General features: G+C 70.5%; 12 protein-coding genes. 9 read left to right on the plus strand and 3 right to left on the minus strand.

The features are described 5' to 3' along the window. Positions 1 to 101: 101 nt before the first annotated feature. Complete coding sequence (locus tag OO69_RS35870) at positions 102 to 1,223, plus strand: hypothetical protein (protein ID WP_234444617.1); 1,122 nt, start codon at positions 102 to 104, stop codon at positions 1,221 to 1,223. Between the two features lie 58 nt (positions 1,224 to 1,281). Here the strand turns inward: OO69_RS35870 and OO69_RS35875 are convergent, their stop codons facing one another. After that, a complete protein-coding gene (locus OO69_RS35875) occupies positions 1,282 to 1,704 on the minus strand; it encodes a DUF6299 family protein (protein WP_033285073.1) in 423 nt (140 codons plus the stop codon). Positions 1,705 to 1,989: 285 nt separating this feature from the next. Between OO69_RS35875 and OO69_RS35880 the strand changes: the two genes are divergently transcribed. From OO69_RS35880 to OO69_RS35905, 6 genes are all read left to right on the plus strand, one after another. Beyond that, the gene (locus tag OO69_RS35880; RefSeq protein WP_033285074.1) at positions 1,990 to 2,190 is read left to right on the plus strand and encodes a DUF5999 family protein; all 201 of its coding nucleotides are present in this window, start codon (positions 1,990 to 1,992) and stop codon (positions 2,188 to 2,190) included. Positions 2,191 to 2,276: 86 nt separating this feature from the next. Next, entirely contained in the window at positions 2,277 to 3,089 is an 813-nt protein-coding gene (locus tag OO69_RS35885; RefSeq protein ID WP_033285075.1) for a PaaX family transcriptional regulator C-terminal domain-containing protein, read from the plus strand. Positions 3,090 to 3,258: 169 nt separating this feature from the next. Next, positions 3,259 to 3,810, plus strand: coding sequence for an adenylyl-sulfate kinase (gene cysC, locus OO69_RS35890; RefSeq protein WP_033285076.1), 552 nt, complete (start codon positions 3,259 to 3,261; stop codon positions 3,808 to 3,810). Between the two features lie 5 nt (positions 3,811 to 3,815). After that, positions 3,816 to 4,730 (plus strand): sulfate adenylyltransferase subunit CysD, encoded by a 915-nt coding sequence (gene cysD / locus OO69_RS35895; protein ID WP_199811094.1) that lies wholly within the window; start codon positions 3,816 to 3,818, stop codon positions 4,728 to 4,730. 2 nt (positions 4,731 to 4,732) lie between these two features. Then, on the plus strand, positions 4,733 to 5,944 hold the full coding sequence (locus OO69_RS35900) for a sulfate adenylyltransferase subunit 1 (protein WP_033285078.1): 1,212 nt from the start codon (positions 4,733 to 4,735) through the stop codon (positions 5,942 to 5,944). A gap of 274 nt (positions 5,945 to 6,218) precedes the next feature. Next, complete coding sequence (locus tag OO69_RS35905) at positions 6,219 to 6,674, plus strand: ATP-binding protein (protein ID WP_033285079.1); 456 nt, start codon at positions 6,219 to 6,221, stop codon at positions 6,672 to 6,674. Positions 6,675 to 6,697: 23 nt separating this feature from the next. On the opposite strand, the gene argF is transcribed toward OO69_RS35905, so the two are convergent. Continuing rightward, the gene (gene argF, locus OO69_RS35910) at positions 6,698 to 7,705 is read right to left on the minus strand and encodes an ornithine carbamoyltransferase (RefSeq protein ID WP_033285080.1); all 1,008 of its coding nucleotides are present in this window, start codon (positions 7,703 to 7,705) and stop codon (positions 6,698 to 6,700) included. 73 nt (positions 7,706 to 7,778) lie between these two features. Next, positions 7,779 to 9,002: an arginine deiminase gene (locus tag OO69_RS35915; RefSeq protein WP_033285081.1), complete on the minus strand. Its 1,224-nt coding sequence runs from the start codon at positions 9,000 to 9,002 to the stop codon at positions 7,779 to 7,781. A 186-nt stretch (positions 9,003 to 9,188) separates the two neighbouring features. On the opposite strand from OO69_RS35915, the gene OO69_RS35920 reads away from it, so the two are divergent. Then, positions 9,189 to 10,235: an SPFH domain-containing protein gene (locus OO69_RS35920; RefSeq protein ID WP_033285082.1), complete on the plus strand. Its 1,047-nt coding sequence runs from the start codon at positions 9,189 to 9,191 to the stop codon at positions 10,233 to 10,235. Beyond that, the coding region (locus tag OO69_RS35925) for an NAD(+)/NADH kinase (RefSeq protein WP_051801438.1) at positions 10,232 to 11,112 on the plus strand (881 nt) is incomplete at its 3' end. The genes OO69_RS35920 and OO69_RS35925, both read left to right, overlap by 4 nt.

Raw genomic sequence — 11,112 nt, forward strand, 5'->3', positions numbered from 1 at the left:
GCACACAGACGTACGACGAACTGCTGGGCGAATGAGAGCGGACAGGGCGGATGACAGACCGAACCGGACCGGCCGCGCGGAAAACGGCGGCAGAGAACTCTGTGACGGGCGCCACGGCCGAGGAAGCGACGGCGGCGACCTCGGCGGTCAGTGAGTCAGCGGCGGCGAGCACGGCGGGCGAGGCGTCCAAGTCCCGTTCAGGGGCGGCCGGTTCCCCCGGGACCCTCTCCGCGGAGGCCGTCGCGGCGGAACTCTCGGCGGAGCCGGTGGCGGCGGAGCCGAGCCGTCCCGCGACCCCGTCGGCGGAGGCCGCGGCGCTCGCCAACAGCCGTACAACAGAAGAACTTTCGGGGTCGGCCGGCCCGGCATCCGCTGCCGCCGCCCGGTCGGCGCGGCAGGAGGCCGAGGCCGAGGCGCCCGCCGGGGCGCTGGCCGTGAGCGTGCCCGAGGGCGACGGGCCGACCCCCGGTGACACGGCGGCCGCGTCCGTCGGCCGCCCGGGCCGCCCGCTGCTGGCCGGCGCCGCCGTGCTCGGCGCGCTGCTGATCGCCGTACCGGGACTGCTGATGAGCCGGGACCGGACGCCGGAGAGCCACGACCGGGTGGTCGCCGACCAGGCGGGCACGATCCTCGGCGACGGCGCGTCGACGCCGGGCGCCGGGGCGTACGCCTCGGGCACTCCGACCGCTCCCACCGGGCACGCCACACCGAAGATCGCCACACCGCACAAGACGACCGGCAAGAAGACCGTCGCGCAGCCGGTGAGCGAACCGACGACGGTCAAGAAGACCAAGAAGCCGACGGCGAAGGCGACGAAGAAGTCCACGACGACCAAGTCCGGGACGAAGTCGAGTTCCACCACCAAGTCGACCACCAAGTCCAGCTATCCCTCGGACGTCCTCATCACGGCCACCCGGGTGCTGAAGGCGGGCCAGTCCATCAACGCGAACAAGGCCCGGCTGCGCATGCAGACCGACGGCAACTTCGTGCTCTACGACGAGAACAACAAGGCCCGTTGGGCCACCATGACCTTCGGCTCGAACTTCCACGCGGTGTTCCAGGCGGACGGCAACCTCGTCGTCTACACCTCCGACAACCGCGCCGTCTGGGCCAGCCAGACCCAGGGCCACGACGGCTCGATCCTCCGCCTCCAGGGCGACGGCAACATGGTCATCTACTCGGGCGGCTCGACCGCGATCTGGGCCAGCAACACCCAGCACTGAACGAGCTGAACTCCCTCCGGCCCGGCCCCACTCGGGGGCCGGGCCGGAGCCGTGGAGCTCAGCTCGCGGTGAGGGTGATGTCCTGCTGCTGGACGGCGTGGAAGCGGGGCAGCGGGAGGCCGGAACCGGTGGAGAGTTCCATCACGGTGGCCTCGACCCGGGCCGCGCCGGGAGTGACCGGGCGGGACGGCTTGCCGGAGTTCGCCCAGCTGTGCTCCATGCCGTCGCAGACCGCGCCGGTGCCGCCGATGCCGTGCCGGACCGAGGGGTCGCCCTGGGAGACGGAGGAACTGACGTACGCCGGGCCCGAGTTGCCGAGACAGCGGTAGGTGCCGGAGAGGGTGACGGTGCCGTCCGGGGCGATGCTGCCCGTGGGGTCGACCGTCACCGTCTCGTAGGAGTCGGCGGTCGCGGCGGGGGCGGCGGCCAGCAGGAGCAGCGCGGCACCGGCCGCCGTACCGAGGACGGAACGCAGGGACATGGGAGTACCTCCTGGAGTTGGGGCCTCCACTGGTACCGGGCGACGGCCCCGACTCCCGTGACCCTCACTCCTTCGGTGGCGAGTCCGCACCGTGCGTCACGGTCGTCACTCCTTGGATGCCGGCTCCGCACCGGGCGTCGTGGAACCGTCCGAGTGTTGTCCGCGTGTTGTCACGCTTCACAGCGGGCTGTTCCGATGAGTTCGCGCCGGGAGGATGGTCTGTATATGCGATGCGGGCGGTGACGGAGCCGCCGGAACGGATCGCATCCGACGTGGAGGTACGCCATGTGTTCCCACCAGCCCTCGTGCCCCGTGACCGACACCGTCGCCGAGGCCCCGCACATCGTCTCCGCCCACCCCGAGCAGGGCTGGACGCTGCTGTGCGACGGCGCGATCGTCTTCGACGACACGGGCGCCGTTCTCCCTGACGGCCGGATCGTCGCCCCGCACCGGGTACCGGCGGACCAACTCGCCGTCGCCGCCTGACCGTTCCCGCCCCTCGGGTGACCCGCAGACCGTGAAAGTTCAGGTTACGCACCCGAGGTGACCAGCAGCGATGCCGTCGGCCTAAGATGATCAACGTGTCCGACCAGCATGCTCCACGGTCTCTCATCGTCACGCTCTACGGCGCGTACGGCCGCTTCGTGCCCGGCCCGGTTCCCGTTGCGGAACTGATCCGGCTCCTGGCCGCGGCCGGCGTCGACGCGCCCTCCGTGCGCTCGTCGGTGTCCCGCCTGAAACGGCGCGGGCTGCTCCTGCCCGCCCGCACGGCAGAGGGCGCCGCCGGGTACCAACTCTCCCCCGAGGCACGGCAGTTGCTGGACGACGGCGACCGCCGCGTCTACGCCACCGCACCCCCGGAGGACGAGGGCTGGGTGCTCGCGGTGTTCTCCGTACCCGAGTCGGAGCGCCAGAAGCGGCACGTCCTGCGCTCCCGCCTGTCCGCCCTCGGCTTCGGCACCGCCGCCCCGGGCGTGTGGATCGCCCCCGCCCGCCTCTACGAGGAAACCCGGCACATCCTCCAGCGGCTGCACCTCGACCCGTACGTCGACTTCTTCCGCGGCGAGCACCTGGGCTTCGCGGCGACCGCCGAGGCCGTGGCCCGCTGGTGGGACCTGCCCGCGATCGCCGCCCAGCACCAGGCGTTCCTCGACCGCCACGCGCCCGTGCTGCACGCCTGGGAGCAGCGCGCGGACACCCCGCCCGAGGACGCCTACCGCGACTACCTCCTCGCCCTGGACTCCTGGCGCCACCTCCCCTACGCCGACCCCGGACTGCCCGCGAGCCTGCTCCCCCGGGACTGGCCGGGCGCCCGCTCGGCGGAGGTGTTCCGGGCGCTGCACGAGCGGCTGCGGGACGCGGGGGCGGTGTTCGCGGGCGTGTGACGGCAGCGGCCGTAGCGGCTGATTGTGAACAGTTCATGGCAGGAGCCCGTGACCTCTTGCGCACCACCAGTCACTCAGCTAAACCTCAGCTTCTTTAGCACGTCCTCTCAGAGTTCTTACCTAACCTTCGACGACGTCGCTCGTCGGGTAAGAAAGAGGACTGTTGCGCATGACCACCACGGCAAGGGCTCAGGGAGCCACCGTCTGGCTCACCGGACTGCCGAGCGCGGGTAAGACGACGATCGCCCAGCGTCTCGGGGAGCGGCTGAGAGCCGAGGGACATCGCGTGGAGGTCCTCGACGGCGACGAGGTGCGCCGCTTCCTCTCGGCCGGCCTCGGCTTCTCCCGCGAGGACCGCAACACCAACGTCCAGCGCATCGGCCTCGTCTCCGAGGTCCTCGCGCGCAACGGCGTCCTCTCCGTCGTCCCCGTCATCGCGCCCTACGCCGACAGCCGCGAGGCCGTCCGCAAGCGCCACGAGGCGAGCGGGACGCCGTACATCGAGGTGCATGTCGCGACCCCCGTCGAGGTGTGCAGCGAACGCGACGTGAAGGGCCTCTACGCCCGCCAGGCCGCGGGCCACCTCACCGGCCTGACCGGCGTCGACGACCCGTACGAACCGCCCACGGACCCGGCGCTCACCCTGCCGACGCAGACGCAGAGCCCGCAGGAGTCGGCGGACGCGGTGTACGCGGTGCTGTCCGAGCGGGGGTTGGTGTGAGCGCGGTGACGACGACCACAGAAGCCTTCACACTCTCGCACCTGGACGCTCTGGAGTCCGAGGCGGTGCACATCTTCCGTGAGGTGGCGGGTGAGTTCGAGCGGCCGGTGATCCTGTTCTCCGGCGGCAAGGACTCCATCGTGATGCTGCATCTGGCGCTGAAGGCGTTCGCGCCCGCGCCGGTGCCGTTCTCCCTGCTGCATGTGGACACCGGACACAACTTCCCCGAGGTCCTTGAGTACCGGGACCGTGTGGTCGCCGCACATGGGCTGCGGCTCCATGTGGCCTCCGTACAGGACTACATCGACCGGGGTGTGCTGCGCGAGCGTCCCGACGGGACCCGGAACCCGCTGCAGACCGTGCCGTTGACCGAGCGGATACAGAGCGAGCGCTTCGACGCGGTCTTCGGTGGGGGTCGTAGGGATGAAGAGAAGGCCCGGGCGAAGGAGCGGGTGTTCTCGCTGCGGGACGAGTTCTCGCAATGGGACCCTCGACGGCAACGCCCCGAGCTGTGGAACCTCTACAACGGCCGGCACGCTCCCGGCGAACACGTCCGCGTGTTCCCTCTCTCCAACTGGACCGAGCTGGACGTCTGGCAGTACATCGCCCGCGAAGGCATCGACCTCCCGCAGATCTACTTCGCCCACTACCGCGAGGTCTTCAACCGCAACGGCATGTGGCTCACCGCCGGTGACTGGGGCGGCCCGAAGGCGGGCGAGACCGTCGAGAAGCGGCAGGTGCGGTACCGGACCGTCGGTGACATGTCGTGCACCGGTGCCGTCGACTCCGACGCGGCGACCCTGGAGCAGGTCATCACCGAGATCGCCGCCTCCCGGGTCACCGAGCGCGGCGCGACCCGTGCCGACGACAAGCTCTCCGAGGCCGCGATGGAAGACCGCAAGCGCGAGGGGTACTTCTAGACATGACCAGCACCACCATCGACACGCTGCGGTTCGCGACGGCCGGTTCGGTCGACGACGGCAAGTCCACGCTCGTGGGGCGGCTGTTGCACGACTCCAAGTCGGTGCTGACCGACCAACTGGAGGCCGTGGAGCGGGTGTCGGCCGATCGCGGGCAGGACGCGCCCGACCTCGCCCTCCTCACGGACGGGCTGCGCGCCGAGCGCGAGCAGGGCATCACCATCGACGTGGCGTACCGCTACTTCGCCACCCCGCGACGGCGGTTCATCCTCGCCGACACCCCGGGCCATGTGCAGTACACCCGCAACATGGTCACCGGCGCCTCCACCGCCGAGTTGGCGATCATCCTGGTCGACGCGCGCAACGGGGTCGTGGAGCAGACCCTGCGGCACGCCGCCGTGGCGGCGCTGCTGCGGGTGCCCAACGTCGTCCTGGCCGTCAACAAGATGGACCTCGTCGGGTACGAGCAGGGCGTGTTCGAGCGCATCGTCGAGGAATTCGCGGGCCACGCGGCCGAGTTGGGGCTGCCCGGCTTCACGCCGATCCCGGTGTCGGCGCTGGTCGGCGACAACGTGGTGGACCGTTCGGCGCACATGGACTGGTACGAGGGCCCGGCGCTGCTGGAGTTCCTGGAGGATGTCCCGGTCGGCGCGGACCCGTCCGACGCACCGGCCCGCTTCCCCGTGCAGTACGTCATCCGGGACGGTGAAGTCCGTTGGTACGCGGGGCAGTTGGTGTCCGGTTCGCTGCGGGTCGGTGACCGGGTGACGGTGCATCCCTCCGGGGAGGGTTCCGAGATCACCGGGATCTCCGTGCTCGGCACCGAGGCCGACGTGGCGTACGCGCCCCAGTCGGTCAGCCTGCGCCTCGCCGACCAACGGGACGTGTCGCGCGGCGACATGATCACCGCCGGGGCCGACGCGCCCGCGCTCACGCAGGACGTGCGGGCCGCCGTATGCCATCTGGCCGACCGGCCGCTGCGGGTGGGCGACCGGGTGCTGCTGCGGCACACGACCCGCACGGTCAAGGCGATCGTCAAGGATCTCAGCGGCGCGGCCGAGCTGACCGCGAACGACCTGGGCCGGATCACCCTGCGCACCGCCGAGCCGCTCGCGCTGGACGACTACGCCGTCTCCCGCCGCACGGGCGCGTTCCTCGTGATCGACCCGGCGGACGGCGCGACGCTCACCGCGGGGATGGCCGACCTGGGCTGATCCTCGCCCGCGAAGACCGCGGAACGCCCTCGGGGCCCGTTGCGAAACGGGCCCCGAGGGCGTTTTCCGTGCCATGTCGAAATGACCTGTAGCCGTCGCATCCGTCACGAGTCGTCAATAGCGCGGTAACAAGGGGAGCTGCTGTGCGGGAGTGGCCGTTGAACGGGGTATGCCGCTCGGTACCGGGGCCGAAGGTCCCGTCCGGTGCCCGCCGAGAGACTCTGACAAAGGGCGCCGTACCATACATATAGTTGAAAGCAGGACAGCCTGCTCCATGAACGGACCCGCCTTGCAAGAACGCCCTTCCGCCTCCGCCTCCTGGCGCATCGCACTGCCGCACACCGCCGCGGCCGTGCCGGTGGCCCGCGCATTGGTCCGTACGGCTCTGTCCGAGGTGAAGCACACGGCCGACAGCGACACCGCGGAGCTGCTGACGGCGGAGCTGGTCGCGAACGCGGTGGAGCACACCGCCGGTGACGCCCCCATAGAGCTCGTGGTCGAGCTGCTGCCCACCGGCTGCCAGGTCGAGGTGCACGACCCCGACCCGGAGCCGCCGGGAAGCCTCACGAAACCCGTCGCCGAGGAGCCCGACCCCTGGCAGGAGCACGGGCGCGGGCTGCTGCTGATCCGCGCCCTCAGCTCGTCCTGCGGCCACCGCCCGACCGAGTCCGGCAAGGCGGTGTGGTTCAGGCTGCCCGTCGTACCGCCGCAGTGGCATCCGGCGGGATAGCCGCCGTAGGACATACGCGCTGGTCAGGCCAGTGTGGCGACCAGTACCGCCTTGATCGTGTGCAGTCGGTTCTCCGCCTGGTCGAAGACGACCGAGTGGGCGGACTCGAAGACCTCGTCGGTGACCTCCAGCGAGTCGAGGCCATGGGTCTCGTATATCTCGCGGCCGACCTTGGTGCCGAGGTCGTGGAAGGCCGGCAGGCAGTGCAGGAACTTGACGTCCGGGTTGCCGGTGGCCCGCAGGACGTCCATCGTCACGGCGTACGGCGCGAGGGCCGTGATCCGCTCGTCCCAGACCTGTTTGGGCTCGCCCATGGAGACCCAGACGTCGGTGACGACGAAGTCGGCACCCGCGACCCCCTCCTCGATCCCCTCGGTCAGCGTGATGCGCGCGCCGCTCCGCTCGGCGAGCGCGCGGGCGGCGGTGACGATCTCCTCGGCGGGCCAGTACGACTTCGGGGCGACGATCCGTACGTCCATGCCGAGGAGCGCGCCGGTGACCAGGTAGGAGTTGCCCATGTTGAAGCGGGCGTCGCCCAGATAGGCGAAAGCGATCTCCTTGAGGGGCTTGGCGCTGTGCTCGGTCATGGTGAGCACGTCGGCGAGCATCTGGGTGGGGTGCCAGTCGTCGGTGAGCCCGTTGTATACCGGCACCCCCGCGTAGGCACCCAGTTCCTCCACGGCGGCCTGGCTGTCCCCGCGGTACTCGATGCCGTCGAACATACGGCCGAGCACGCGCGCGGTGTCCTTCACGGACTCCTTGTGCCCGATCTGTGAGCCCGAGGGGTCGAGGTAGGTCGTAGAGGCGCCCTGGTCGGCCGCGGCGACCTCGAACGCGCAGCGCGTGCGCGTCGAGGTCTTCTCGAAGATCAGCGCGATGTTCTTGCCCGACAGGTACCGCGTCTCGCCCCCGGCCTTCTTGGCGGCCTTCAGCTCGGCGGCCAGCTCGATCAGGCCGCGGAACTCCTCCTCGGAGAAGTCCAGCTCCTTGAGGAAGTGGCGGCCGGCGAGGGCGGTCGGGACTGTCGCCATGGGGGCGCTCCATCGATGCAGGTACGGGGGAACAGGTGCTTGCTTTTGGAATTCTATACGATACATAGAATTTCTATACGGCATCCCGTTCGACCGGGCAGCTCATGCAGCGCGGCCCGCCCCGGCCCCGGCCCAGTTCGCTCCCCGGGATCTCGATCACCTCGATGCCCTGCTTGCGCAGATAGGTGTTGGTGGTGGCGTTCCGCTCGTAGGCGACGACGACGCCGGGCTCGACGGCGAGGACGTTGCAGCCGTCGTCCCACTGCTCGCGCGCGGCCGCGTGCACGTCCTGCGTGGCGGTCAGGACGCGGATCTCGCTCAGCCCGAGGGCGGCGGCGATCGCGCGGTGCATGTGCTCCGGCGGATGGTCGGTGACCTTCAACTCCTTGTCGCCGACGCCCGGTTCGATGGTGTACGACCGCAGCATGCCGAGCCCCGCGTACTGGGTGAAGGTGTCGCCGTCGACCATCGTCATCACCGTGTCGAGGTGCATGAAGGCGCGCTGCTTGGGGATGTCGAGCGCCACGATCGTCTGCGCGGAGCCCTCGGCGAACAGCTTGTGCGCGAGCATCTCGACGGCCTGCGGGGTGGTCCGCTCGCTCATACCGATGAGCACCGCGCCGTTCCCGATGACGAGTACGTCCCCGCCCTCGATGGTGGACGGGTAGTCGGCCTGCCCCTCGGACCAGACATGGAACTTCTCGGACCGGAAGAGCGGGTGGTGCCGGTAGATCGCCTCGAAGTGGACGGTCTCGCGCTGCCGCGCCGGCCAGCGCATGGCGTTCACGGAGACGCCGTCGTAGATCCAGGCGGAGGTGTCGCGGGTGAAGAGGTGGTTGGGGAGCGGGGCGAGGAGGAAGTCGTCGAGGTCCATGACATGGAAGCGGACGGAGGTCGGCTCCGCATGGGCCTCCAGGAACTCCCGCTTGGTCATGCCGCCGACGAGCGCCTCGGCCAGTTCGGGGGCGGGCAGCGCCTCGAAGGCGGCGCGGAGGTGGTCGGTGGCGAGGGGGCCGTACTCCTTCTCGTCGAAGACGCGGTCCAGGACGAGCGCGCGGGCCGCCGGGATCGCCAGGGACTCGGCGAGCAGGTCGCCGAAGAGGTGGACGGCGACGCCCCGGTCGCGGAGCACGTCCGCGAAGCCGTCGTGCTCGGCGCGCGCCCGGCGCACCCAGAGCACGTCGTCGAAGAGGAGGGCGTCCTTGTTGCCGGGGGTGAGCCTTTTGAGCTCCAGATCCGGCCGGTGCAGGATGACGCGGCGGAGCCGCCCGGTCTCGGAGTCGACATGGAGTGCCATGTCTCCATCCTGACCATCCGGGGCCGAGTTCACCCCCTTACTTCACATACCGCCACGGCTTCGCGTACCGGCTTTTGTTTTCGTCCCCTTGACGACAAGCGGGCCTCACGATTATCGTCTTACTGACGAGATCGATGCGGGATCCGACCGGATCCCACGGGACTTGACGGGATCTGAGGGACTCTGATGGCCGACATCACCCGGCGCCTGGGCTGGCGCCATCTGCGCGGGGCTCCTACGGCACACATCCGGCACCACCGCTCGGGCAAGCTGCTGCACGACGGTCCCGGACTCAGCTTCTGGTTCCGCGCGTTGACCGCCGCGCTCTCCGAAGTGCCGGTCGACGACCGGGAGTTGGCCATGACCTTCCATGCCCGCACGTCCGACTTCCAGGACGTGGCGGTCCAGGCGACCGTCACGTACCGGATCAGCGACCCGGCCCTGGCCTCCGCCCGCCTCGACTTCTCCGTCGACCCGGACACGGGCGTGTGGCGGGGCTCGCCTCTGGAGCAGCTCGGCACCCTGCTCACGGAGACGGCCCAGCAGCACGCGCTGGCCGTCCTCGCCCGCACACCCCTCGCCTCGGCGCTGGTCGACGGCGTGACGGCGGTACGGGAGCGGATCGCGACCGGCCTCGGGGCCGAACCCCGCCTCCCGGCCACCGGCATCGAGGTGGTCGCCGTCCGCGTGATGGCCATCCGCCCCGAGCCCGAGGTGGAGCGGGCGCTGCGCACCCCGGCCCGCGAACAGATCCAGCAGGAGGCGGACAAGGCCACCTACGAACGCCGGGCCGTCGCCGTCGAGCGGGAGCGCGCGATCGCCGAGAACGAACTCGACAGCCAGATCGAACTCGCCCGCCGCGAGGAGCAGTTGGTCGACCAGCGCGGCACGAACACGCGCCGCGAGGCCGAGGAGCACGCGGCCGCAGACGGTGTACGGGCCGAGGCGGAGGCGACCCGTACGGTACGGCTCGCCGACGCCGAGGCGGCGCGTTCCGTACGGCTCGCCCGTGCCGAGGCCGAGGGTGCGCGCGAGGTGGGCGACGCGCGGGCGCACGCCCAGGCGGCGTGGCTCCGGGTGCACGCCGACGTCGACGTGGCGACCCTGAACGCGCTCACCGGGACACGGCTCGCGGAGAACCTGCCGAACATCGACAGCGTGACGATCTCGCCGGACGTGCTGACGGGGCTGCTCAGCAGGCTCGGTGCCGGTGGCGGCGAGGCCGGCGCGTGAGTCTCGCGCCGCGGGCCGTCCTCGTCCATCGGACCACGGAGTACGAGGAGTTGGTGGCCCGGCACGGGACGCACGGGCAGGCCGCGTACTTCCTCCGGTCGCGGGGCCGGGACATCGAGGAGGTCGCCGAACGGCACCGCAGGACCCGGCGGGCGCTGGCCGAAGTCTCGGCGGCGATCCCCCTGACCTGGCGTCAGACCCAGGTCGAGCGGGGCGACCTGGACCGGTTCCTGTTCGCGCCGGAGGACGTGGTGGTCGTGGTGGGGCAGGACGGGCTGGTCGCGAACGTCGCCAAGTACCTCGCCGGGCAACCGGTGTTGGGCTTCGACACGGATCCTGGGCGTAACCCGGGCGTTCTGGTACGGCACCGGCCGGCGGCCGCGGCCACGCTGCTGCGGTCGGTGCACGTGGTCGGTACCGGTGTGGACGAACTGACCATGGTCGAGGCCGTCGCCGATGACACACAGCGACTGGTCGCGCTGAACGAGATCTATCTGGGAGCCGTCGGTCATCAGACGGCCCGATACCGCCTGGGTCTGGAGGGCGACGGGGGTGTCGTCGAGGCCCAGGCGTCCTCCGGGGTGCTCGTGGGAACGGGCACCGGGGCCACGGGTTGGCTCCGGTCGGTGTGGCAGGAGCGGGGCAGTGCCCTCGCCCTGCCACACCCCTCGGAGGGCAGGTTGGTGTGGTTCGTACGGGAGGCGTGGCCTTCGCCGGTGACGGGGACGTCGCTGGTTTCGGGGGAGCTGGTCGGGGCGGCCGTGCTTGAACTCACCGTGGAGTCGGAGGGGTTGGTCGTGTTCGGGGATGGGATGGAGGGGGATGCGGTGGAGTTGACGTGCTGTCTCTTATACACATCTGACGCTGCCGACGAAGG

The organism is Streptomyces sp. NRRL F-525 (assembly GCF_000716605.1).
Taxonomy (GTDB): Bacteria; Actinomycetota; Actinomycetes; order Streptomycetales; family Streptomycetaceae; genus Streptomyces.